Source organism: Halomonas sp. N3-2A, assembly GCF_002216165.1.
Classification (GTDB): domain Bacteria; phylum Pseudomonadota; class Gammaproteobacteria; order Pseudomonadales; family Halomonadaceae; genus Vreelandella.
Genome location: NZ_CP022286.1, coordinates 391,070 through 415,645 on the forward strand (window position 1 = coordinate 391,070; position 24,576 = coordinate 415,645).

Here is a 24,576-nt window from a genome sequence, read left to right on the forward strand (position 1 = left end):
ATAGCTACTCTTGTCGTTGGATTTAGATTTAGCTGGATTTAGATTTAGCTGGAATTGAATGCGGTGAAGCCCCGCAGCTTGTTGCTGCGGGGCAAGAATGGCCGCTTAGTGCTGGCTTGGCAGGGTGCCAGGGCGAAGCAGGTGGCTCAGCGTTCTGGCTGCCAACAAGTTGCTGGCTGCTTCAATGTCTGGCGCAAAGAAGCGGTCCTGTTCGTAGTGGGTGACATGTTCACGCAGCAACTGCTTGGCTTGTTCCAGCGGTGCAGTGGTGGTTAGGCCGTGGCGCATGTCCAGCCCCTGGCAGGCGCCTAGCCATTCAATGGCGAGAATGCCACGCACGTTATCGGCCATTTCCCATAAGCGTTTGCCCGCTGCCGGGGCCATGGAAACATGGTCTTCCTGGTTGGCTGAAGTGGGCAGGCTATCCACGCTGTGCGGGTGCGCTAACGCTTTGTTTTCACTGGCAAGCGCGGCTGCAGTTACCTGGGCGATCATAAACCCAGAGTTGACGCCGCCTTTCTCGACCAGGAAGGGCGGTAACTGGGACATGTGTTTGTCCATCATCAGCGAGATGCGTCGTTCCGCCAGTGAGCCAATTTCGGCAATCGCCAAGGCTAAGTTATCAGCCGCCATGGCCACCGGTTCGGCATGGAAGTTGCCGCCGGAGATGATGTCGTCGGTATCTTCAAACACCAGGGGGTTGTCGGATACCGCGTTGATTTCCACCGCCAGTATGTCGGCAACATGGCGAATCTGTGTCAGTGCTGCACCCATCACCTGTGGCTGGCAGCGCAAGGAGTAAGGGTCTTGCACTTTATCGCAGTTGGCGTGAGAGTTGCCGATGTCGCTGCTCTCGCCGAGTAAATGTCGGTAGGCCGCCGCCGCATCGATCTGGCCACGTTGGCCACGTACTTCATGAATGCGCGCATCGAACGGTGAGCGTGAGCCCAGCGTGGCTTCAACCGTCAGTGAGCCGCAAACCGTGGCGGCAGCATAGAGGTCTTCGGCATCGAACAGACCGCGTAGCGCGTAAGCCGTTGACACCTGGGTGCCGTTGAGCAGCGCAAGACCCTCTTTGGGGGCCAGGGCAATCGGGCTAAGACCGGCGACTTTTAGCGCTTCTTCGGCACTGAGCCACTCGCCTTTGTAGCGTGCTTTGCCTTCACCAATCAGTACCACACTCATATGGGCCAGTGGCGCGAGATCACCTGACGCACCCACAGAACCTTTGAGCGGAATATGCGGATACACCTCGGCGTTGATCAATGCGATAAGGGCATCAAGCACTTCACGACGAATACCGGAAAAGCCGCGTGCCAGGCTGTTAACCTTAAGCACCATGATCAGCCGCACAAGGCTGTCATCCATCGCAGCGCCCACGCCGGTGGCATGGGAAAGCACTAACGAACGCTGCAGTGCTTCCAGGTCTTCATCGGCGATACGTGTTTGAGCAAGCAGCCCGAACCCGGTGTTAATACCGTAGACCGTGCGGTTTTCCTCGACTACCCGATTGACACAATCGACGCTTTTTTGGATCGCCTCGTCGGCACTGCTAGGCAGGCTAACCGTGACGGGGGATTGAAAGACCTGGCGCGCCTGCGCCAGTGTCACTTTGCCGGGCTGAATATCGAGATGGGTCATTATGAGTGCTCCTTGTAGTTGTTGAATTAGCTCTTCAGCATCGGCAAATCGAGGCCGTTTTCACGGGCAGATTGTTTGGCAATGTCGTAGCCTGCATCGGCATGGCGCATAACGCCAGTGCCCGGGTCGTTGCGCAGCACGCGGCCAAGGCGTGCGTGGGCATCATCGGTGCCGTCGGCGACGATAACCACCCCAGAGTGTTGTGAATAGCCCATGCCGACACCACCACCGTGGTGTAGCGATACCCAAGTCGCGCCACCGGCGGTGTTAAGCAGGGCATTCAGCAGCGGCCAGTCGGAGACCGCGTCGGAGCCATCCATCATCGCCTCGGTTTCGCGGTTGGGGCTTGCCACGGAGCCGGAGTCCAGGTGGTCACGGCCAATCACGACGGGTGCTTTAAGCTCGCCGTTTTTGACCATCTCGTTGAAGGCTTGGCCAAGACGCGCACGATCTTTCAGGCCGACCCAGCAGATACGTGCCGGAAGGCCTTGGAAGCTGATGCGCTCGCGGGCCATATCCAGCCAGTTATGCAGGTGCGGGTCGTCAGGGATCAGCTCTTTGACTTTCTGGTCGGTTTTGTAAATGTCTTCCGGGTCGCCTGAAAGCGCGGCCCAGCGGAAGGGGCCAATTCCCTGGCAGAATAAGGGGCGGATATAGGCGGGTACAAAACCAGGGAAGTCGAAGGCATTTTCAACGCCTTCTTCTTGAGCCATTTGGCGAATATTGTTGCCGTAGTCGAAAGTGGGTACGCCCATCTTCTGGAAGTCGAGCATGGCTTGTACATGCACGGCCATCGACTGCTTGGCCGCTTTTACGGTGGCTTGTGGTTCGGATTTACCACGTGCCACGTACTCTTCCCAGGTCCAGCCTGCAGGCAGGTAGCCGTGTAGCGGGTCGTGGGCACTGGTTTGGTCAGTCACCATGTCGGGCTTAACGCCACGCTTGACCAGTTCGGGTAATACATCCGCGGCATTCGCACATAGGCCAATCGAGACGGCTTTGCCTTCGGCAGTGTAGCGTTCGATACGCGCTAACGCATCGTCGAGATCGTCTGCTTGTTCATCTAAATAGCGCGTGCGCAGGCGGAAGTCGATGCTGGTTTGCTGGCACTCGATATTTAGCGAGCAGGCGCCGGCCAAGGTGGCGGCGAGTGGTTGAGCGCCCCCCATACCACCCAGACCCGCAGTGAGAACCCAGCGGCCTGTCAGGTTGCCGTCGAAGTGTTGGCGGCCCGCTTCCACAAAGGTTTCGTAGGTGCCTTGGACAATGCCTTGAGAGCCGATGTAAATCCATGAGCCTGCGGTCATCTGGCCGTACATCATTAGGCCTTTACGATCCAACTCGTTGAAGTGTTCCCAGTTGGCCCAGGCGGGGACCAGGTTGGAGTTGGCAATAAGTACCCGCGGGGCGTCTTTATGGGTTTCAAATACGCCTACCGGCTTGCCGGATTGCACCAGTAAGGTTTGCGTGTCCTCCAGGCGCTGCAGGGTCTCAACGATTTTGTCGTAGCACTCCCAATCACGCGCAGCGCGGCCAATGCCGCCATACACCACCAAGTCCTCGGGGCGTTCGGCCACGTCAGGATGGAGGTTGTTCATTAGCATGCGCAGCGGGGCTTCGGTCAGCCAGCTTTTGCAACTGAGCTGGCTGCCGGTAGGGGCAGCAATCTTACGGGATGCGTCGTGACGTTTGTCGTTAGTGGACATGGCGAAACTCCTCTTGAGTCATCGGTTTGTTATTAAAGGGCTAGTAATAGATGGATTAACGAATCCAGGCGCTAGGTGTCGAGCGCCAACTGAAAGACAATTCGTGCTGCCGCGCGGGCCGTACGGCTATCGATATCGTGATCTGGATTTAGCTCGGCGAGATCAGCTAAGCGCAGCTTGCCGCTGTCGCGAATGGTCTCAATCAGCGGTTCAATCAGTGCGAGTGAGACGCCGCGAGCGGCGGGAGCACTGACGCCAGGGGCTTCCCCAGCGGGCAGTACATCCAGATCGATGGTCAGATAGAGGTGATCGCAACGCACCATGAAGCGCTCCAGGTCGCGCCGAATGCACTCAAGGTGGGCCGGTTGAAAGTCCCGGTCTTCACGAACCATGACGCCGAGTTGTGCAGCACGGTTAAACAGTGCGCGCGTGTTGGCAGCGCGGCTTACACCTAAGCAGGCGTAGCGAAACGGCCAGCCGCGCTTGGCGCATTCATCAGCAATTTGCGTAAAGGGGGTGCCCGAAGAGCGCACATGAGAGGGATCGCGCAGATCGAAGTGGGCATCAAAATTGATAATGCCGATGCGTGGTGCTTTTTCACCGCTATCAGCGAGATGCTGGGCAAGCCCCAGCCAGCTACCGTAGGCCACCTCATGGCCGCCACCTAGCACAACGGGAAAGTGTTCAGCCTTAAGCAACGCTGCTAATCGATCGGCGAGGGCTTGTTGGGCGGTTTCCAGGGCGTCGCCTTCGCAACGTACATTTCCCGCATCATAGGCGGGGCCTGTACGGTGCCACGCCAGTGGTGCTAGCGCTTTACGCAGTGCCGAAGGGCCTTGTGCGGCACCGGTACGCCCTTGGTTTCTGGCTACACCGGCATCGCTTTCAAAACCTAGTAAAGCACAGCCCGGTGCTACCGTTGGGCTAAGCGGTTGGATCTTTTGATGCCAGCGCTCACTGTTGGGTTCTGGGTCTGTTCGGCCCGTCCAGAGTGACATGTCGAGTTCAGGGGCAGTGGCTTTACTGTTAATGGCCATGGGTAAGCACTCCCTGGAACATGCGCTGACGAAGGCGTCCTGGTTGTACGGCGTAAGCGAGCTCGGCGGGTGCATCGATATCCCATACACAGAGGTCGGCTTCTGCACCTTCGTGGATGCGCCCTTTGCCCGATAGGCCTAGCGCAGTTGCCCCATGGGCTGTCATGCCCGCCAGTGCCTCTTGGGGAGTCAGGCGGAACAGCGTGCAGGCCAAGTTGAGCATTAGCGTGGGCATAAACAGTGGGGAGCTGCCGGGGTTGGCGTCGGTAGCCACCGCCATTGGAACGCCTGCGCTGCGCAGCGCCGCAATCGGCGGTTGTTGCGTTTCACGAAGGGTATGGAAAGCACCGGGCAGGATTACCGCCACACTACCGGCCTCATGCATGGCAGCGATGCCAGTGTCATCCAGGTACTCAATGTGGTCAGCAGATAGGGCTCCGTGGCGTGCGGCCATGGCCGTTCCGCCCAGGTTAGAGAGCTGTTCGGCGTGTGCCTTGATGGGTAGGCCGTGGGCCTCGGCGGCTGCAAACACTCGCTCGCACTGTTCCACCGAGAAGGCGATTTTTTCGCAGAACACATCAACCGCATCTGCCAGGCCTTCAGCCACTGCTGCGGGGATCATTTCCTGGCAGACAAGATCAATATAGCCGTCGCTGTCATCTTTGTATTCTGGGGGGAGGGCATGGGCGCCCAGCAGCGTCGTGACGACGTTGACTGGCAGCATCTTGCCGAGACGGCGCGCGACACGCAGCATCTTCAGTTCATCTTTGACGGTAAGCCCGTAGCCAGACTTAATCTCCACGGTGGTAACGCCGTCAGCAATCAGTGCTTCAAGACGCGGTTTAGCGAGTCTTAGCAGCTCATCTTCGCTAGCTTCACGCGTGGCACGAACGGTACTGAGAATGCCGCCACCGCGTTTAGCAATCTCTTCATAGCTAGCCCCTTCAAGCCGCGCTTCAAACTCTTCAGCCCGGGAACCGCCAAAGACAAGGTGGGTGTGGCAATCCACAAGACCAGGGGTCATCACACCGCCACTGCCCATCTCTGTGCAGTTATTGGCGAGTTGCTCGTCGAACTCACTCATGGGCGACAAGGTGATGATGTGTGCCCCTTCGGTAATAACGGCCATGCGGTCGGGCAATGTCCGCAAGCCATCGAAGACGCTGATATCGCGCCAGAGGCGACGATCCGTTGCATTCGGCATGAGGAGCTCCTTTCAAAGGCGATGTTCAAAAATTTATTTTCAAATCTTAATGTATATACAATTAAGGTCAATATGAGCCAATTCGTCAAGCTGCTTGTTACAAAATAGCGCGAAGGGTGAAATACATGAAAAGATGAGGTGTTGCTGTTTTTGGTATTTTAAACAGTTTGTTATGTGTTTTTTGATGTTAATGAAGGCTGTTTTTAGGCTGATTTATTAGACTAATGTCTATTTATATTGGCTGGGAGTGCTCTTCAATTGGTGTGTATATGTATATACATTAAGTGTTGAAGATACGTGGAAGGCTCACTAAACGCTGTTACACAACAAGAGGCATGCTCATGCTCCCTCCCAATACTACAACCCGCCAGCGGCCCAGCGCCGCGCTGATCCTCAAACTGTTTTTGCCAAGTGCGCTGGGGATTTTGATTTTCTTCGTGCCTGTCGAAATTGGCGGTCGCAGCACTATATTGCTCGACCACATGGTGACTGGTGCCCGGAGCTGGCTAGGAGATGCAAGTGGCTTCTATGCGCTGGCGCTGATTGCCGCTGGGGCTGCGTACCCGTTGATTCGAGGCTACTGGAATCGAAACGTTACCGAGCGCATTTTTACCGCACTAAAATTGCTTGGGGTAATGGCTGCCCTGATGGCGCTGACTGGCTGGGGGCCTGCCTTTCTGCATGAACCCGATATGCTGCCTTTCCTGTTTGAAAAGCTGGTGATTCCCGTTGGTTTGATCGTTCCTATTGGCGCGATTTTCCTGGCCTTGTTGATCAGTTATGGGTTGCTTGAGCTTATTGGCGTGCTGGTTCAACCCGTAATGCGGCCCATTTGGCGAACGCCAGGACGTTCGGCAATCGATGCGGTCGCTTCATTCGTGGGCAGTTACTCTATCGGATTATTGATTACCAACCGGGTGTATCAGGCGGGTCAGTATTCCGCGCGGGAAGCGGCCATTATCGCCACGGGGTTCTCTACCGTCTCGGCAACGTTCATGATCATTGTGGCGCGCACGCTGGATTTAATGGCGGTGTGGAACGCCTATTTTTGGCTAACGTTAGTGATCACGTTTATCGTCACGGCGGTCACCGTTCGTTTGCCGCCATTATCGCGTATGGATGACAGCGCTGAAGATGGTGAACCGACGGCGGAGCCAGGCAAACGCTTGCTAACGGCATGGCAGACCGGGTTGGAAGTGGCCGCCCGAGCACCGGCGTTGCATAAAAGTGTCGCGATTAACTTTAAAGAAGGGCTAGTGATGGCGATTAGCATCCTACCTTCGATCATGTCGGTGGGTTTGCTAGGCTTGCTTGCGGCTAAATACACGCCGCTATTTGAGTGGCTGGGTTGGCTGTTTTACCCCTTTGTGGCTGTGTGGGGCATTGCTGATGCTGCCGCGCTTGCCCAGGCATCCGCTGCTGGCCTTGCCGAAATGTTTTTACCGGCACTGTTAATGGCAGAAGCGGACTTTGTCGCGCGTTTTGCTGCAGGCGTTGTATCAGTATCTGCTGTGCTGTTCTTCTCCGCCTCAATTCCTTGCATCCTCTCTACGAGCATTCCGCTTTCTGTAGGGCGCATGGTGGTGGTGTGGTTTATTCGCGTTGCATTAAGCTTGATGCTCGCCATACCCACCGGATATTTGATGCAAGCGCTTATCAGCTAGGTTTTTACCAGCTAAGCGCTTATCCTCCAAGCCCTTCATTAAGACGCTTGGCGATGCACCGAGGAGCGCAGCTTGTAGCGGTCGCCTGGGTGCAGTAGGCGGGCATAGCTGATGAGCTGCTCGCCTGACCACGTGCGCCGTACCATGCTCAGGCAGGGGGTGGCGGTATCAATAGCAAGCCAATCGGCAGTTTGCTGGTCGACAAGCACGGCTTCGACAGTGTGCTCTACGTCAGTAATCGGGCAGGCCGCTACCAATACTTCATTGGGTGTGTGCAGTGAAAAATCACTGGTTAAGTAGTTGGGTACCCAGCGAGGGTTAACATAGCGGTTTTCAAGCTGAATAGGCGTGTCGTCTTCCAAATGTACCAGCAGCGTTTGAAACACGCGGCTACCCAAGCGAACGCCTAGCCGTAAAGCGACTTCGTCATCCGCTTCAATGGCTTCGCATACCAGTACGTGATTACTGTAATGGTGTCCCCTGAAGCGCACTTCATCGGCAATGTTATAGACCTCGACCAGGGATGACTCTGCCTTGCGATCTGTCACGAAGGTACCTAACCCAGGCTGGCGTGTTAGGTAGCCTTTTTGGACGAGATCACGAATCGCTTTATTAGCTGTCATTCGGCTTACCCCAAAATCTCGGGCAAGTTGCTCTTCGGGAGGGATCTGGTGGTGTGCTGGCCAGGCACCGCCCTGGATTTTCTCTAACAGGTGCTGCTGTATTTGCAGATAAAGTGGGGGAGCGCTGGTCATGAAGTGCCTTTCAAATGAATCTAATGTCTAACCCTATCCAGTGTACCTTGTGCAAAGGCCCAGGGCATCCTGTTGCTGGTTGGGCGTGTATTATGTACGAGGATTCATTGGCGTTGCCTGATTCGTTTAGTAATCGTCAGCATCGATAAGAAAGCGCTTATTTTAGGAGTTATTTTGCGCCTAAACTATTCTGGAGCACTGCCAGAGCGCGTTGGTTTTTTATTATTACCGCGCTTTTCAATGATGGCATTTTTTTCTGCGGTAGAGCCGCTACGCATAGCCAATCGTATCAGCGACCAAACGCTGTTTGAGTGGACGCTATTTAGTCGTGATGGTGAGCCAGTCACCGCAAGCAATGGCATGACGCTATTAGTCGATCAGACCATGGGTGGTGGTCTCGACCTGCCATCGTTGGCTGTATGTAGCGGCTTTGAGCCTGAAGACCATTTAAGTCGAGCGCTCATTTCATGGCTACATCGGCTTGATCAAGCCGGATGTGCTCTGGGTGGGTTGGACACCGGAGGGTTTATATTAGCTGCTGCCCAGTTATTGAAGGGGGAGCGGGTCACCTTGCATTGGGAGAGCTTGCCGGTCTTTCGTGAGCGTTTTCCAACGATTGAAACCACCGACGAGCTATTTGAGATCGGGGAGCGGCGTTTTTCCTGTGCGGGCGGTGCCGCAGCCATGGATATGGCCTTAGCCGTCATCGCCAGACGTCACGGGAGCAAATTAGCCGTCGATGTCTCGGAACAGCTTATTCATGAGCGGTTACGTAGCCGCAGCGACCAGCAACGGATGTCGTTAGCGCAGCGGTTAGGCACTCATAACCGGCGTTTAGTGGAAGCCGTTGCATTGATGGAAAGACATTTAGAGGAGCCTCTTGCTTTGGCTGAGATTGCACGCCGAAGCGGTGTGTCATCTCGTCAGCTGCAGCGGTTGTTTGAGGATCATCTTCATCAAACACCGCGCCAGTGGTATTTGTCACTTCGTTTAGCGCGGGCAAAGCGTTTGCTGATTGAAACTGATATGGAGATTTTAGCGGTGGGCGTTGCGTGTGGGTTTGGTTCGAGCTCCAGCTTTGCACGTGCTTTCCGTGCCCATTTTGGCTGTTCGCCGCGTGCCTCACGCGGTGCTTGAAAGGAGAGTTGTTGCTAAAAAGGGAAAGTACGCCAGGCGTCGCAGCTAAGCGCACCTGGCGTGACAGGGCAGAGTGCTAGGCCATTTTTCTGCGTCGGGCATCGAGCGTCTCGCGGAACAGCGAAATCAGCACACCAGCCGTCATCACTAGCACTACAACACTGAGTGGCAGGGCGGCTGCAATAAGGGCTGTTTGCAGCGCCGTAAGACCACCGGCAACCAGCAGTACCGCCGCCACTAAACCAATCACCACGCCCCAGAACACTCGGAAGCGTTTAGGCGGTTCATTGTCACCTAACGATAAAATGGTGGTTAGCACTAATGTGCCGGAGTCTGAAGAGGTGACAAACCAGCTCATTAGCAGAAATACCATCATGGCGGAGAGTATCCAGCCAAACGTGCCGCTGCCGACAATGCCATCAGCCGTGGCAAACAGTGCTGAGGGTAGGTTCCAAGCGTTAACCAGCTCAATAATACCGGCGCTACCAGGGCCATTCGTTGCATATAACTCCTGATACATGGCGTTGCCGCCAAAGATGATCAGCCAAACAAAAATGATCAGGGTAGGTACTAACAGAACGCCCAATACAAACTCGCGTAAGGTACGGCCTTTAGAAATTCGCGCGATGAAAAGACCGACAAAGGGAGCCCAGGCTAGCCACCAGCCCCAGTAGAAGATTGTCCAACCTTGTTGCCAAGCGGCGGTGCCTTCTTCATCCGCGTACCAAAGCCCCATGGGAATAAAATTGATAGCGTAGTCGAGCATGGTTTCGCCGAATGCCATGATGAGCCACAGCGTGGGGCCTGTAATTAGGAAAATGCTCACGACCACTAGGGACACCCAGATATTCATCTCGGAAATAAGACGAATACCGCCGCGTACGCCGGATACGGCTGAGAGTATTGAGATAACTGAAATACCCGCGATAAGTATTAACTGGGTATTTAGCCCTGGGTCGACCCCTATTAGCCGTTCTAAGCCAACGGCCATTTGGCTAACCCCAAGCCCCAGCGAAGTAGCGACGCCAAAGACGCAGCCCAGCACCCCAAGGATATCAAACAGGTGGCCGATAGGGCCGAAGATGCGTTCACCGATAAAAGGATAAAGCGCCGAGCGCAGTGCGAGCGGCAACCCTTTTCGATAAGCAAAATACGCCAGCGACATACCGACAATCACGTAGATGGCCCAGCCGTGAAGGCCCCAGTGAAAAACGGTGACGCGTAACGCATCGATAGCGCGCTCGTGACCGATGGCGGCGGCACCGGCCATGTCGGCATGAGGATTGTTGGGATAGCCAAAGGCGCCAGTATCGTCAAGGTAGAACACGGGCTCAGCGACGCCAAAAAACAGGATGCCAATGCCGATACCTGCAGAGAAGAGCATCGAGAACCACGCAAAGTTGCTGAACTCTGGGCGGCTGTCGTCAGTGCCAAGCCTTACGCTTCCATAGCGGCTGAAGACAATGAAGGCGCAGACTGCTAGTAGCAGCATGACGGTAATTAGGTAATACCCGCTAAACGTGCTCTCGATCCAGGCGCGAGTTGCTCCGAACACGCTGCCCGCTGTATCTGAGCCAAGCCCGGTGAAAAGTACGAAGAGCAGCACTAGGCCGCTAGCGGTTAGCGTCATTCCCTTGTGCATGCCTTGGAAGAAACCGCCTTGGGCGAGCTCTGTCACCATGTAGTCTGTACTGAGTTCGGCCTTGGGTGAGTTGTTATGCGAAGGCGGCGTGGGTCGGTGAGGGGAAGTTGGCGTAGCGATATGCTTGTCCTCTTGGGCCGGACGTCGGGCCGGCAATCCCGATCAACCGTCCGTGCTGGCGGACGGTTCTCATTATTTTTAGTGTTGCTTTGATATGTGGTTTTGCCGTGTCGTTATCGCCGTATGGCAATAGTGCGGCCGGCCAACTCTGGCCAGGCCGAAGGCTCAGCTTGGGGTAGAGCTGCAATGGCTTCTTCAACGGGGGCCGGGAAAGGCGCAGGGCGAGTGGTATCGATATCAATGCCCATCAGCATCTGCTCGCTGGTGGCAAGCAGGTTGCCTGTCTCATCCTGTAGCTTGAAGAAAGCATGCAGGCGTTTGGTATCGTGATCCAGCAGGGTCAGCTCCACGCAGAGTGGTTGCCCTTCGTGGGCCTCGCGGCGATAACAAAGATGCGTCTCAAGGGTGTAGATGGTGTAGCCGTAGCGTGCTCGGCCTGCGCTATCTAAGCCGATATGCTCCATGAGTTCTTCTACTGCCAGTGAGAAGACCCGGGCATATTCGGCGTCGTTCATATGGCCGTTGTAGTCGACCCATTCTGAGGCAACGCGGCTTTGTAAAATAATCATTAGATACGTCCTTCCAAACCTTCGGCTTCAGGCCAATATTTTTGTACTAAGCCGAGCAGTTCCACCAGAAAGTCATCACGGCGGCGATCCAGCTCGGCCACTGAGCGACCAGCGGCTTGATGCTCGCAGCCTTCTACCACGCGATCAATAAGCTCGTTGGTAAGCTCGGGAGCTTCAAGCTTTGTCCACGGTAGTTTTAACGCCGGACCGAACTGTTCAAGCATATGGCGCATCCCTGACTCGCCACCAGCCAAATGAAAGGTGAGAAAGGTGCCCATTAGTGACCAACGCAAACCACAGCCGTAGACGACGGCGGCATCTATCTCTTCGGTTGTTGCAACGCCATCATTGACTAGGTGCAGCGCCTCACGCCAGAGCGCTTCCATCAGGCGGTCAGCAATATGCCCCTCAATTTCCCGGCGCACGACCAGCGGGCGCATGGCGAGTGTTTGGTAGAGGGCCTGGGCACGCGCTAGCTCGTCAGACGTGGTGGCTTCCCCGCCCACCAGTTCCACGAGCGGCAGTAAATAAACGGGATTAAAGGGGTGTGCGACGATCACGCGGCCCGGTGCCCGTGTGCAGGCATGCTGCAAGTCAGTGGGTTTGAAGCCGGACGTTGACGATCCAATCAAGATCTCTGGGGCTGCTGCGGCATCCAGGGCGGCAAGCACCTCACGCTTAAGCGCGAGTCGCTCGGGTACGTTTTCCTGGATCAGGTCGGCACCTTCAACAGCTGCCTCAAGGCTTTCCACGAAGCGCAGCCGCTGGGGGCTGGCGCCCTCGGCTAGACCCTGGCGCTGCAAAGATCCCCATGCATTTTCAACGAAGGCGCGAGTACGCAGTGGCGCATCAGGGGCTGGATCAAAGGCCACGACGTCCCAGCCCCGAGCCAGAGCGCGCGCGATCCAGCCATTGCCAATCACCCCTGTGCCTATAACCGATAGCTGTTGACTCATGCCTGACCTTCCGTGGTTAGTGCGTTGGAGTGGCTGCTATGCGGATCGCGCAAGTTGAGGTGCACGCGAGTTTCTGCGGGTGTCATCACTCGGCCTCCCAGGTTGTCGATGACAGTGGCGGCTTTCTCAACTAATTGCCCATTAGTCGCCATTACGCCCTTTTTAAGATAAAGATTATCTTCAAGACCGACGCGGGCATGGCCGCCTAGTAGAACTGCCTGAGCCACCATGGGCATCTGATGTCGACCGATGCCGAAAGCTGCCCACTGAGCGTTTTCTGGCAGTTTATTGCGCATGGTCAACATCGTTTCAGTATCGGCTTCAGCGCCCCAGGGGATGCCTAAACAAAGCTGATAAAGAGGATCGCCATCGATCAGTCCTTCCTGCTGTAGCTGGCGTGCGAACCAAACGTGGCCCAGGTCGAAACATTCCAGTTCTGGCTTGACGCCAGCGGCCTGCACCAGGCGGGCGTGCTCGCGTAGCCAGTCGGCAGGGTTTACGTAGACCATGTCGCCGAAGTTGAGGCTGCCGCAGTCTAGGGTGCAGAGTTCGGGCAAAAGCTCACCGACTGGCTCATGGCGTTGGGCGGGCGTCTGGATATCCGTGCCGGGGCCGCCGCGTGTGGGGTCCTGGGCGTCAGGAATCCAATCACCGCCACCGCCAGCAGTAATGTTCATGACAATATCCACCTCGGCCTCGCGCACACGCTGCATCACCTCACGAAAATGCTCGAGAGAGTGGCTGATGCCGCCGGTTTCAGGGTCACGGACATGGATATGCGCAACGCTGGCACCGGCTTTGGCTGCGGTAATACAGTCGTTAGCGATTTGTTTAGGTGTGATAGGCACATGTGGGTTTTTGCCGGTGGTATCGCCTGCGCCGGTAACAGCGCAAGTTAAAATAACGTTGCGGTTCATTGGCCGCTCCTTGAGAGTGGTTCTAAGTAACGTGCTTCAGTATGGCTAAATAGCGTGATGATAATTGACAATAAGCGACGTTAAATATGCACAAAGCGTCGTTATTGATAAGTGGAGTTAATGCGATGCATCTTGAGGATTACCAAAAGTTTGACGCCACTGGCCTTGCTGACCTGATTCGCCGCCGAGAGGTAAGTCAAGCGGAGGTGTTCGATGCGGCAGTAGCTGCGATTGAAACGCTTAACCCATCTCTTCATGCAGTGGTTCGAACACGCTTTGAAAAAGCAAAGCATGAGTGTGACCAAGTGTTGGAAAACTCGGTGTTTGCGGGTGTCCCCACGCTAAGTAAAGACTTATTGATGGCGCTAGCAGGCGAGCCGCTGGCGTTCGGAAGTGCATCGTTATCAGCGTGGTGCCCTAAGCAAGATTCGCTGATTATTCAGCGTGTGCGGGCGGCAGGGTTAGTGGTGATGGGGCAAACGGCCACGCCGGAATTAGGGCTAATGGGGATTACAGAGCCTAAGGCATTTCCCCACCCGCAAAACCCATGTCGAGAGGGCTATTCCCCAGGCGGCTCAAGCGGTGGCGCCGCAGCGGCGGTCGCTAGCGGGATGGTGCCTATTGCGTTGGCAGGCGATGGTGGTGGTTCTATCCGCATTCCCGCCAGTTATTGTGGTTTGTTCGGTTTTAAACCTTCTCGCGGGCGGGTGCCGTTAGCGCCTGCCCACGGTGAAGTATGGCAGGGCGCGGTGGTCGAGCATGCCATCACCCGTAGCGTGCGCGATAGTGCAGCGTTGCTAGAACAGATTAACGGCATGGCGCCTTCTGGGCCTTACCCCGTTCCGCGGGAAACGGGCTATGTGGATGCCTTATCAGCCTCCTCTAAGCCGCTGCGCATCGCTGTGTCGCTGGGTAATTTTTTGAGTTACGGACTGGATACCCAATTAAGTACCGATGTGAAAATAGCGGTTGAGAAGGCCGCCAAGGCACTGGCCGACATGGGGCATGAGGTGGAGTGGTGCGAACCACCGGTTGATGGTGACGCCTTGGCCGATAGTTACCTGACGCTCTACCTTGGCCATTTAGCCGCTGATCTTCAGTGGGTAAGCCAGCAAACCGGTGTGCCGGTGCATCGGTTAGCCATTGAGCCGTCTACCCGCGCCGTTGGTAGGCTGGGCGCTAAGCTTTCGGCGAAAGATTACGAGCTAGCCAAGCGCTATTGGCACGAGGCTGCCGAACAGATGAGCCAGTTTCACCAGCGTTATGACGCCCTGGTGTTGCCGGTAGCCGCGGATACTGCTCCCAAAATAGGCGAGCTGTACCCCTCTGCGGCTCGCGAGCGATTAATGTCTCTGTTAGCGGTTCCTGGTGCATCAGCGCTGGCACTAAAAGCAGGGGTGTTAAAGCACCTGGCGGTGGATGCGCTCAGCCGCACCCCGTTCACGCAATTGGCGAATCTTACCGGTCAGCCTGCTATGTCGGTACCTTTCCATGTGGCGGCCAATGGATTGCCCGTTGGGGTACAAGTGGTAGGGCGCCTGGGTGAGGATAAGCAACTGCTACAGCTGGCGGCGGATATGGAGCGGCATGGTGGTGTGCTGGCCATGAAGTGCTTTTCAAATGAATCTAATGTCTAACCATATCCAGCGTACCTTGTGCGAAGGCCCAGGCCATCCTGTTGCTGATGAGGTTACTGTTTTCCAGTGTTGGTTTTGATTTTTGGCGGTGTATCGGAAATTTTTTTCTCTTTGGTGCGCCATTTAATCTTCACTTCCACTTCCTGTTTATCGCCTTCATCGCTTGCCCGCAGGGAAACTTGCAATAGCTGTTGAGGTGAAAGCACTAGGTCATCTCCATTTTCCTGAAAGGCTAACTCGCCTTCTTTGATGGCATTTGCCAGAGTGACCAAAAGCGCTTGGGTTGACTGACGATCCAGTAGTGAGTCGTGGCTGAACTTAGTTTTTGACTTCATTTAGTTAGCTCCCGCCAGTTTTCCTTTGCGGTTGGGTTTGAACACTTTTGCCTGGGGGTAATCGCAGCTAAGGCCTATAACACCGCGTTTTTTATCAATGAGTGTCACTCCGACACCCTGGCCATCTAGCCCTTCATTTTTTCTAGAGTGAGCATCCAGAGTGATATCGGCTTCGATATGGATGAGACCGTTTTTAAGCGTTACTCGTTGCCCAAAGTGCTGGTTGATATGACCGTGAACGAGTACTTGAATACCCGCCCGGCGAGCAACGTTGGCACCGTACGGGGTAAGGGGTAGGTCGACTTTGCGATATTTCGTTCTGAAGGTATTGGCGAGTGAGCCATAATAAAAGCTGAATAAATTTTGGCTCAACAGGTTCTTTTTGAAGGCTTGATTGGCATGCTTTACGCCATGATTAGCGAGTAGTTCGGCCATCTTGTCGTCAAGACCAGCATGCAGGAACAGAAATGAGCCACGCTTCTTTACGAGCTGCATCCGGCGAAAAAACCAGCCAAACTCGCCTGATTCTTTTAGGAACAGCGAGCGGCATTTCATGGCAGCCGCGTAGACTTGCTGGAGTGATAGGTCGACTTTTGCGCAATGTGCCTCAAAACTCTGGGCTTTGCTCTCCATCTTGCTAATTTCACGATCGATACCTTCAGGGGTAAGAAAACCTGCGGCATAGAAAGGGAAGTTCTCGAACCACGCCTCGCTTGGAAAAAGGGCTTTACGGCATGCAGCCTCAGAAGGTATCTCCCTGTCCCATTGAGTATCGGCTAAGTACTGGTCGAAGACTTCTTTGAACAGTGGAACCACTTTCTTGCCCATGCGAACAAAGAGATGCTGGCTTCCGGCATCTGTCTCGCGTTTCAGGGATAGTAGCCCCATGAGCAAGCGTAAATCATGGTTGCCGGCAAGCAGGGTGATGTTCGCGTTGAGGCGGTATAAGTGAGCTAAACTGCGTAGCATCGTCAGGTTGCTCGGCCCTTTGTCCAGACAGTCTCCACCCACCACAATTTCCGCTTTTGTACCGAACTTAGTCAGCTCGTATTCACACGGGTGCGGTCCATCCCGCTCAATCACTCCTGCGGCAATTAATGAGGCCTCAAAAGCCTCGGCATCGGCGTGAGGGTCGGAGATAAATACGACAGGCTGCTTGGGCCAGGCAAAGCAACTTTTCCGTGAGCGCTTTAGAAAGGTGCTCAATGCATCATCATGGTTGACCGAGCTTTGGTCATTAGGCCATGGGACCCAATCTGTCGGCAGGCGCGCCAAGATAGCATCATGATACGGTTGCTTGCTTACCTTCGGAATAAAGTCCAACGCGGTCATCGTCGCCATCTTATAAGTTGCCACCTTTTAATCGATTGGGTCTGCCAAGTGCCGGTGCTTCCAGTTTCCATACAATCGGTTCCAGCCTTCCGCCTGTTGCTCAAAAACGACGGGGTGTCCGTAAAACATACTTAACCGCTTAATATCGCTGAAGTGTATGACATTTAAATGATAGCTAGCGTGACGTATGGATGCGCCATGGCCAACAACCAGCTGTAGTCGGTTATCCGTTGCGCATCGTGATGGTGTCTTTAAAAGTGCCGTTAAGTGCGCCGCGACTCGTTCGCCTGCCTCGATCAGGGATTCTGCACCCTCGAAAGGCAGCTTGAAGTGGCTGGCTGATTTCCAGCCTTCTGGTAAGGGCGCTAGGCGAGGATCCTGGGCAACGATCCTTTCTATTTCCTTAACACTGAGGTTGGCCAGCGCTCCAACACTGCGTTCACAAAGGGCTGAGAAGCAGCGTGAGTAGGGGGGATCTGTAAAGAGTGTTGCTAGCTCTTCGCGGTAGATCTCAGCTGTTTGCCAGGCTCTTAACAGTGTCGAGGAGTGTATTTCGCTAGTCAGTTGGTAGCCTGACGTAGATAGCCACTCGCCGAATTGCCGAGCTTGCTGCCTAACGTCTGCTGCCCCTTTAGCGGTCAGCGGATAAGGCTGTAGGGCGCTAGGTGTGTCCGCCCGTTGTGCGTACTCACCATGCCTGATTAGAGCCAGTGCCACCATCAGAGAATGCCTTTGGCTTGCAGCAGTTCAATGGCACGCTCAAAGTCTATGCTGCCGGTAAGGCGCAGTACCTGAACGCCCCGTAAGTTATCGGCATAGGTCTCGACAGATTGAGTCTGTTCGGGAGGGAAATGGCCATCCGCCTGCTGAAAAAATGCCCCAGGGCTTTTGCGTAAACCCTCAAGTGCCTCTGGCGTTTTATCGCTATCCACACTGCTCAAACGTGTGGGTTCCATTGAGCTTAAGGACCAGTCAAGGAGTACCAGATTACGTAGCTTTCCGGAACTAGCTGTTTTGTTCTCGCCGTAGGCGTTGGGGATCAACACATCATATTTTTGCTCAAGATCCCACAGCTGACTTTTCGGCATGCGGTCCAGCTTGGCGCACTCCTCGCTGGTAAGCAGCGCAACCAAGCGTTCAGAGTTAAGCAGCGTGCCCGGGTTAACGCGCGGGTGTTTGGCGACACCGATAACATTGACCTGACCCTCTTGTGGCTTAAACAAAATCCGATCATTAGAGAGAAAGCACGCTTTTTCACTCTCTAGCGCTTTCAGCATTAATGTCGATTTGCCGCCACCTGAACTCGCGGCAATGGCGGTGGTAATGCCATTAATGTCAAAGGCTGATGCGTGGCCCAATAGGTAGCCGTCACGCTGATGATAATTAAGAAACTGGTTGTTGATAAAATTGACTACTTGAGATCGATGTTGGGTTAAATCGCCAGTCGCAACCGGGTCGGTTAACGACTGGAATAGCACCATTCCCGTACGCACTTTATGTATCCAGCGCCCTTTCGGTGTATCCACATAGGCTTCTTTCAGGCCAAGAGGACTGACTTTGTTGCGCTTAACGGGTATCCAATCGATCCCGCTGGTATCAAACTGCCTATCGAGCAGGAATATCCGTTGTTCAGTGTGAGGAGGGGACGTGTGAGGGGAGAGCGTGTGAGGAGAGGTACTTGCCGTCAAGCTGGCGTAGTACTGCTTAAGATAGTCCAGAATAGCTGGGTTATCAGCCAGCACACGCAGTGTCAGCCCGTGGAATACCAACGGTAGCTCGTAGAGACAAGCAGCCTTAGCCAGCATTATTTGCTTCTCATCAAACAGATGGGTCATTCGCTGGCCTCTACTTCAAGTTGGCTAAGGACATAATCACATAACTTTTCGCTGGCATCGATGCCACAGCCTTTTAACGCGCCGCTAAATCCGCCAAAGGCCGAAACCTCAAATACCACAGGGCCCTCATCGGTCAATGCAATATCTACGGTGGTAAAGCTTAGCGTGAAGCATGACTGGGCTTTTTGGCCAAGCTCAATCAGTTCCTGGCTTGGCTCATAGGCTTGATACTTTCCACCGCTGTGTATCGTTGTGTTCCATGCATCGCCACTGGCAACACGGGCATAGGTGCATAAATACTGGCCGCCCAGAAAGACCATGCCTAAGTCCTGACCACCTAAGTTAACGAATTTCTGTAGATAAAAAAGTCCATGTTTAGACTTAAACTTATTCAACTTTTGTGTGTTGGTCGCGACACCATCGGACGCTTTTAACACCACCATGCCTCGGGCTTTGGTCGAGTAGAGTGGTTTTAGGATTGCTGTTCCGAACACCTTGATGGCCTTTAATGCAGCCTCAATACTTTCTGTAACACGTGTTGATGGTAGAGCAATGCCGCCCGCGGCCAATGCGCCAGTGCCCTCAAGACGATTAATTAAACGCATTACCTCGCTTGGGCTGCTGAAGCAGCGCACTCCATCCGCTTCAAGGCTGTTAAGCATCCGTAAACGATCGTCTGCAGCAGGGGAGTACGTTTCGCTTATTTTTTTGATGATCACCCCGTCAAGCTCGTTGAGGACAATGTCTCGGTAGCGTAGCTTGCCTGTCTCTAGCTCTAGCACTACTTCAGACATATCGACGATGCAGCGGAAGCCGGTGTGCTTTTCCAAGTGATTTGCAAGAACTTCGGTTGACCACTTGCCAGGTATCCCGATAACTGCAATCCGCTTTTTAGTCATTAAAAATGTCCTCTAGGGGAAACCTGTAGTTCTCAAGTTCTTCAGGGTTCAGAAGTGTGATTGCTTCTAGCAGGTAGCTCGCTCTTAGCGCGAGTCGGTTGGCAAAGCTTTTGTCATATATAAAGCGCGTGGATGTCGCAAAGGAGCGCCCTAATGCAATGGCTAGACGCGCATCAAAACTTGTATCTTTATTGTCTTTGGCAAATCGACACGCAAATTGATATAGCTGTCGGATCAATGCCATTAACTCGGCCCGTGGGGAAACATCCATAATGGGCAGCCGATAAATGGATGCCATGAGTACTGATAAGTCCTGAACATAGTCAGAGTAAGAGGCTCGGTGCAGATCGATAAAATAGATACGGTCTTTGAATTCGTCATAAATAATGTTGTCGACGTTGAAGTCACCGTGGATCAGGACTGAAAACGGTGCCCGGATGTGCTGCTCAAGGTTTTCAACGTGATCGATCAACTGGTCAAAGCTTGGTCGAGACAGTCCACAAATTAGCTGGCCCGTACTAAGCAGGTTGGGGTGAGTGTGGCGGGTTTCCGGCATCCGTTTACGCAACTGCTGCATATACTTGGGCTGAGCAGACTCGTTGGTACGTGACGTCTTCCAGATTTTTCTCAACGTCCGCTGGAGTGTGCGGGTAAGTTGCTTGGCCGATTTCCACTGGCCGTTTAACAGCAGCGATTCAAGCGTCCGGCCGGGGAGGTGTTCGATCACCATCGAACCCAGCTCATCCCCCTGCTCGACATGATGCGAGAGCACCGTGGGCGCCACCTTGGGGTAGATCCGCTTCCATTGGTCTACCCCGTAAAGCTCTTCAATTACTTTCTGACTTTCCCCCTCTTTGTAGACTGCCATCATTTTGCCAGAGGTGGCGTGCTCGGCTTTAAGGGTAGCGATGGTGCTGCCGCTGCGGGTAAGCGCCAGCCGCTCAACGGTAAAATCGTCACTCTGGGCGGTCATTACGTGAGCGGCGTTTTGCAGCTGCTTGTAGTTTTGTAAGCGTACGGCGGGGCCAAAGTTAGCGGAGAGTAGGGCGTCGGCAAGCTCCGAAAGTAGATGAATCATGCGGTGAAGTTGAAAATCCACTACGGCGTTATTACGCATGCCCGAAGCGCCAGGCTCGAAAGCAGCGGTTAAGCGGGCGGTTATTTTGGGAATTCGGTGACCGACTTTCAGGCCTTGTCGAGTGTTTGCATCATCGACATTAATCATCACCAACTTCAATGATTTACCTATCGATCGAATCAGCTTGGCATACTCTTTACGTGACTTGTCTGGGAGCTGTTTCAGAGCATTGATAGCGGTAAACTCTTGGCAGGCCTGCCCCAGTTGGTCAAGCAATCTTGCCAAGCGCTCAAGCGACTTGGATTGTTGAAAACCTGCACCGTCGACTTTACGTCGATGTACATCAACCGCTACGGCAAGTTCAACTTTCTCCAGTAGCGTGTTCCGGTAACCCTTGCGATTAATTAGGCGTCGCGCAATAGAGCCACTTGGCTGAGTCACATAAACTTCAACTAACTCGAAGTGATTTTCGACTTCGAATCGTAGAAAATAAAAATGCTCTAGAATTGATGCGTTGATAGACTGCCTCACCGTAAAAAGTGTCAATCAAGGGGGGATTACTATAAGTAACTGTGCCATTTTTTATGTTACGTTTTCGTTACAATTCAAAGGGTTGTATGAAGAAAAATCGCTTTACTTGTGCTCATGTTAATATGCCCCGAGAGCTTTCTCAGGGGCAGGATTTGCGTCTTGCCAGATACCGTAAAACGCCGGAACTAGGGCCAAAAATACTTTTTTTCAGCGGTGGTTCGGCACTCAGGCACTTCTCTGAGGTACTGACAGACTACACTCATAATTCGATTCATCTTGTGACCCCTTTTGACTCTGGTGGCAGCTCCGCCGAATTGCGTCGAGCTTTTGCGATGCCTGCCGTTGGAGACTTGCGAGCTCGGTTACTTTCATTGGCTGACGATTCGGTGACTGGCCATCCTGACGTTGCTGCACTGTTTTCGCATCGTCTGACGGCTAATGAGCTGAAAGAAAGCGAAGAGAAGGCCGTGCTGGAGCAAAGCCTACAGGCCCTGGTGAGCGCTAAGCATCCACTGCTCAAGGCGATTGCAGAGCCTATGCGGTCGCTGATTCAGAGTTATATCACTGCGTTTTATAAACACATGCCACAGGATTTTGACCTCGCTGGGGCTAGCGTGGGGAACTTGATCTTGACCGGTGGCTACCTTATTCACAATCGCTCACTGGACCCGATTGCTTTTCTATTTGGTCAGCTCATCAAAACACGCGGCACTGTTCGCACAACAACTGACGCTGATCTTCAGCTAGAGGTGTTGTTAGAGAATGGCCAGACAATTATCGGGCAGCATTGCTTTACCGGCAAAGAAACAGCAAAAATTGATTCACCCATTAAATCGATAAAACTATCGGGGGAAGCGGATGATATCGATACTTTGGATGTCTCCAAAGTTTGTAAAGAAACTCGCTTACTCATCGACTCTGCTGAGCTGCTGGTTTTTCCACCGGGTAGTCTTTACAGCAGCATTATTGCCAATTTACTCCCCAAAGGCGTGACCAAAGCATTGGCTAAAAATCCAGCGCCGAGGGTGTATGTGCCTAGTTTGGGAACCGATCTTGAAACGTTTGGGATGACGTTGGTTGACCAGATTAGAATGCTCAATCACCACTTGTCACTCAAACCAGTGCCATTCAAGTCTATGTCATTCAAACCTCAAACGAGGTCGCCAGAACGACCCTTAATAGACTTTCTGCTGTTTGATTCGCAGTTACTGAGTGTTTCAACTGAGCAGATGGAAATCATCAGTAAGCAGATGGGTATTCAAATTATCGATACGGATCTTGCAGCGGATAACGCTGATATAGACCGTTACGATGACGTTAAGTTAGCAGAAGCCCTACTTGGGCTTACCTAATCCCCCGCTAAATCGAAAATAGTGTTGAACCCGCCAGAGACTTCCCCGGATTGTCTCGACTCGTAAGGATGCCCAATGGATTATCGATCGCGTGCCCAGCCCCGCCAATGGGTTATAAAAGCCCCGCTGATGAATTACCTCAGCGGGGCTTTTTGGCGCACTACTGGCTAACGATTAGCGAGATGCAGCGGGCACTTCATCACTGGTGAGTGTTGGCTCGGGCACTTGCTCCATTCGCTGGCGCTCTTGGTCAAGAATCGCTAGCGCCTGCTCCGGGGTAACGCGGGAAGCGGGTGTCACTAGACTTACCATCACGCCTGCTACCAGTGCTACAAGCACCGCCGGAATGCTTGGGTTACCCCAGAAGGCTGTCCAGTCGCTATTGGCGATAATCGTTAAAGAGGTCACCGACGCGCAAATTAGCGTGGCGATCGCGCCCTGCCAGTTGTAGCGGGGCCAGAAGCGACCGAGCATGGCACTCACAAACAGTCCTGACAGAATTGTCGAGATCATGCGGGTGATGTAGGTGATGACATTATCCGAGGCTAGTGCGAACAGCAGTGCCAGACCAATGGTTGCTACGAGTGCAATACGTGAGAAGCGTACAACATTTCGTGCGGAGGGCGTGCGGCCCGTTGCCAGCACATACAGATCGCGAATCAGCGTGGAAACGCCGGCAATCGCATCGGAGCTTGCACTCGACATGGTGGCGGAGAGGCCTGCTACCAACAGCAGTAAGCCCAGCCCAAGCGGCATGATTTCAGTGGCTAGAAAAGGGAAGGCGTAGTTGCTGTTTTCGAGCCCAGGGTTAAGCGCGTGAGTCGCCATGCCGATAATTGCGGGAATGATCGAGAAGCCCAGGTAGAGCGCGCCTGTAATTAAGAACGAGCGGCGTACCGAGCCCACTGATTTACCTGAATAGATGCGCTGACGAAAAGAGGGTGTTGCCAGTACGCCGATAGCAATAACGGCGGCAAGTGATAGTGCCGGTAGTCCGCCAATCTGACCAATGCCTAGAAAGCTCGTGGCGCCCGCATCCATACCCGCCGTAAGCCCTGAGAAGCCGCCAACCTCTACTAGCGCCAGCACTGCCATCAAGATAAAGCCTGCGAACAGTACGACCGCTTGAATAGTGTCAGTCCAGATAACCGCGAAATAACCGCCTACCACGCAGTAAATGCCGAAGCCCAGAGCAACCAGGATACGCGCAGTCGTTAGATCAATGTCCGCCATCCAAGAGAGGTAAAGGCCACCGCCAAGAATATGGGCACCCAGCCAGCCTATGCAGGCAATATAGATAAGCAGCGCGACCACATTGCGTACCAGCCGGTTGGCGCCGACGTAGTAGGCGAGTTCCTCGCTCATGGTCATAAAACGCAGCTTACGAACGGGGGCAAAACACACGGCGAGTAGCAAAACCCCAATCGCGCCGCCAATACCATATAACGCGCCAGCCCAGCCATTAGCGTAACCGAACCCAACAGCACCCATACTTGAACCAGTACCTACCATGGTGGCAACCGTGGTGCCGACGGTAAGAAAGAGCGGTACGCTTCGCCCGCCGAGTAAGAAGTCGTCGCCGCTGCCCCGTTTGTGTCTTGAAACCCACCAGCCAAACACGATCATGGCGACGATGTAGAGCACAAAGGTGGTGAGGAATAGTTGACTGTTCATGTTAACCTCTTATCGTTGTTGATCCGGCCGTTGCCGCGGCCGGAGGTAGGCAATGGAAGCGATTACCGCAGGGCTTTTGTCTTAATCACGCGGTAATCTGGCGCCGTGCCCTTGCCGGGGTGCGGCGCTTTTTGTGGTAATTATTTTTAGATATTTAGGCGCGATCTGCGCGGAAGCACTTCACGTCAACCTCAACTTTGCAATCCACCACCAAGTCTTGAACGCTGCAAATGCGTGCCGGGGGATTGTCGCCAAAGACCTCCTTAAACACTTTGTTGAAAGAGCTGAAATAGCGCGCATCGGTGAGCACGGTGGTGACATGTACGACATCTTCAACGCCGTAACCAGCTTCATGCATAATGGCCAGACAGTTGTTGAAGGCGAGGCGAGTCTGCTCAACAATGCCGCCTTCAACGACTTCGCCATCGGTCATGGGGGTTTGGCCGGAGACGTATAGCCAGCCACCGGCCTCTACAGCGCGGGCAAAGGGCAGCTTCTGACCGCCGGTGCCTACGCCGCCTTCGGTGCCGTATCGCGTAATGCTCATGAGGTTTG

Annotated in this window: 21 protein-coding genes; 4 read left to right on the forward strand and 17 right to left on the reverse strand. The window is 54.0% G+C overall.

Annotation, left to right across the window (positions count from 1 at the left end; translation table 11 throughout):
- Positions 1–105: 105 nt before the first annotated feature.
- The 4 genes from hutH to hutI all read right to left on the reverse strand — a co-directional run bounded on the left by hutH (position 106) and on the right by hutI (position 5,588).
- Positions 106–1,641: a histidine ammonia-lyase gene (gene hutH, locus CEK60_RS01690; protein WP_089037547.1), complete on the reverse strand. Its 1,536-nt coding sequence runs from the start codon at positions 1,639–1,641 to the stop codon at positions 106–108.
- A 26-nt stretch (positions 1,642–1,667) separates the two neighbouring features.
- On the reverse strand, positions 1,668–3,347 hold the full coding sequence (hutU, locus tag CEK60_RS01695) for a urocanate hydratase (RefSeq protein WP_089037548.1): 1,680 nt from the start codon (positions 3,345–3,347) through the stop codon (positions 1,668–1,670).
- A 71-nt stretch (positions 3,348–3,418) separates the two neighbouring features.
- Positions 3,419–4,384 carry a formimidoylglutamase gene (gene hutG / locus CEK60_RS01700; RefSeq protein WP_089037549.1) on the reverse strand — a complete coding sequence of 322 codons (966 nt, stop codon included), beginning with the start codon at positions 4,382–4,384 and terminating at the stop codon, positions 3,419–3,421.
- Positions 4,374–5,588, reverse strand: a complete 1,215-nt coding sequence (hutI, locus tag CEK60_RS01705; RefSeq protein WP_089037550.1) for an imidazolonepropionase — start codon at positions 5,586–5,588, stop codon at positions 4,374–4,376. The genes hutG and hutI overlap by 11 nt, the downstream gene beginning before the upstream one ends.
- Before the next feature lie 341 nt (positions 5,589–5,929).
- Between hutI and CEK60_RS01710 the strand changes: the two genes are divergently transcribed.
- Positions 5,930–7,252: a YjiH family protein gene (locus tag CEK60_RS01710; RefSeq protein WP_232471455.1), complete on the forward strand. Its 1,323-nt coding sequence runs from the start codon at positions 5,930–5,932 to the stop codon at positions 7,250–7,252.
- A gap of 38 nt (positions 7,253–7,290) precedes the next feature.
- Here CEK60_RS01710 and hutC read toward each other — a convergent pair whose 3' ends face one another.
- Positions 7,291–8,007 (reverse strand): histidine utilization repressor, encoded by a 717-nt coding sequence (gene hutC, locus CEK60_RS01715; RefSeq protein ID WP_089037552.1) that lies wholly within the window; start codon positions 8,005–8,007, stop codon positions 7,291–7,293.
- 174 nt (positions 8,008–8,181) lie between these two features.
- Between hutC and CEK60_RS01720 the strand changes: the two genes are divergently transcribed.
- A complete protein-coding gene (locus CEK60_RS01720; protein ID WP_089037553.1) occupies positions 8,182–9,144 on the forward strand; it encodes a GlxA family transcriptional regulator in 963 nt (320 codons plus the stop codon).
- 76 nt (positions 9,145–9,220) lie between these two features.
- On the opposite strand, the gene CEK60_RS01725 is transcribed toward CEK60_RS01720, so the two are convergent.
- The 4 genes from CEK60_RS01725 to CEK60_RS01740 form a co-directional block, all read right to left on the reverse strand.
- Positions 9,221–10,942: a BCCT family transporter gene (locus tag CEK60_RS01725; protein ID WP_446718645.1), complete on the reverse strand. Its 1,722-nt coding sequence runs from the start codon at positions 10,940–10,942 to the stop codon at positions 9,221–9,223.
- Between the two features lie 77 nt (positions 10,943–11,019).
- Positions 11,020–11,475, reverse strand: coding sequence for a thioesterase family protein (locus tag CEK60_RS01730; RefSeq protein ID WP_089037555.1), 456 nt, complete (start codon positions 11,473–11,475; stop codon positions 11,020–11,022).
- Positions 11,475–12,431, reverse strand: coding sequence for an L-carnitine dehydrogenase (locus CEK60_RS01735; protein ID WP_089037556.1), 957 nt, complete (start codon positions 12,429–12,431; stop codon positions 11,475–11,477). Before CEK60_RS01735 ends, CEK60_RS01730 begins: the two co-directional genes overlap by 1 nt.
- Positions 12,428–13,348 carry a 3-keto-5-aminohexanoate cleavage protein gene (locus CEK60_RS01740; RefSeq protein WP_089037557.1) on the reverse strand — a complete coding sequence of 307 codons (921 nt, stop codon included), beginning with the start codon at positions 13,346–13,348 and terminating at the stop codon, positions 12,428–12,430. Before CEK60_RS01740 ends, CEK60_RS01735 begins: the two co-directional genes overlap by 4 nt.
- Before the next feature lie 125 nt (positions 13,349–13,473).
- Between CEK60_RS01740 and CEK60_RS01745 the strand changes: the two genes are divergently transcribed.
- Positions 13,474–14,985, forward strand: a complete 1,512-nt coding sequence (locus tag CEK60_RS01745; RefSeq protein ID WP_089037558.1) for an amidase — start codon at positions 13,474–13,476, stop codon at positions 14,983–14,985.
- A 53-nt stretch (positions 14,986–15,038) separates the two neighbouring features.
- On the opposite strand, the gene CEK60_RS01750 is transcribed toward CEK60_RS01745, so the two are convergent.
- The 6 genes from CEK60_RS01750 to CEK60_RS01775 are packed head-to-tail and all read right to left on the reverse strand — an operon-like array spanning position 15,039 to position 20,905.
- Positions 15,039–15,320 (reverse strand): amphi-Trp domain-containing protein, encoded by a 282-nt coding sequence (locus CEK60_RS01750; protein WP_089037559.1) that lies wholly within the window; start codon positions 15,318–15,320, stop codon positions 15,039–15,041.
- Positions 15,321–16,652: a metallophosphoesterase gene (locus tag CEK60_RS01755; protein ID WP_198361502.1), complete on the reverse strand. Its 1,332-nt coding sequence runs from the start codon at positions 16,650–16,652 to the stop codon at positions 15,321–15,323. It abuts the gene before it with no gap.
- A gap of 27 nt (positions 16,653–16,679) precedes the next feature.
- Positions 16,680–17,372, reverse strand: coding sequence for a histidine phosphatase family protein (locus CEK60_RS01760; RefSeq protein WP_089037561.1), 693 nt, complete (start codon positions 17,370–17,372; stop codon positions 16,680–16,682).
- The gene (locus CEK60_RS01765) at positions 17,372–18,487 is read right to left on the reverse strand and encodes an HprK-related kinase B (protein ID WP_089037562.1); all 1,116 of its coding nucleotides are present in this window, start codon (positions 18,485–18,487) and stop codon (positions 17,372–17,374) included. Before CEK60_RS01765 ends, CEK60_RS01760 begins: the two co-directional genes overlap by 1 nt.
- Positions 18,484–19,386, reverse strand: coding sequence for a GAK system ATP-grasp enzyme (locus CEK60_RS01770; RefSeq protein WP_089037563.1), 903 nt, complete (start codon positions 19,384–19,386; stop codon positions 18,484–18,486). The genes CEK60_RS01765 and CEK60_RS01770 overlap by 4 nt, the downstream gene beginning before the upstream one ends.
- Complete coding sequence (locus CEK60_RS01775) at positions 19,379–20,905, reverse strand: aminoglycoside phosphotransferase family protein (RefSeq protein WP_157697977.1); 1,527 nt, start codon at positions 20,903–20,905, stop codon at positions 19,379–19,381. Before CEK60_RS01775 ends, CEK60_RS01770 begins: the two co-directional genes overlap by 8 nt.
- Positions 20,906–21,048: 143 nt before the next feature.
- Here CEK60_RS01775 and CEK60_RS01780 point away from each other — a divergent pair, with 143 nt between their 5' ends.
- The gene (locus CEK60_RS01780) at positions 21,049–22,347 is read left to right on the forward strand and encodes a GAK system CofD-like protein (RefSeq protein WP_226924660.1); all 1,299 of its coding nucleotides are present in this window, start codon (positions 21,049–21,051) and stop codon (positions 22,345–22,347) included.
- Positions 22,348–22,521: 174 nt separating this feature from the next.
- Here the strand turns inward: CEK60_RS01780 and CEK60_RS01785 are convergent, their stop codons facing one another.
- Both CEK60_RS01785 and CEK60_RS01790 read right to left on the reverse strand, forming a co-directional pair.
- Positions 22,522–24,021 carry a sodium:solute symporter family protein gene (locus CEK60_RS01785; RefSeq protein WP_089037565.1) on the reverse strand — a complete coding sequence of 500 codons (1,500 nt, stop codon included), beginning with the start codon at positions 24,019–24,021 and terminating at the stop codon, positions 22,522–22,524.
- 154 nt (positions 24,022–24,175) lie between these two features.
- Positions 24,176–24,568, reverse strand: coding sequence for a RidA family protein (locus CEK60_RS01790; RefSeq protein WP_038485767.1), 393 nt, complete (start codon positions 24,566–24,568; stop codon positions 24,176–24,178).
- Positions 24,569–24,576: the final 8 nt, after the last annotated feature.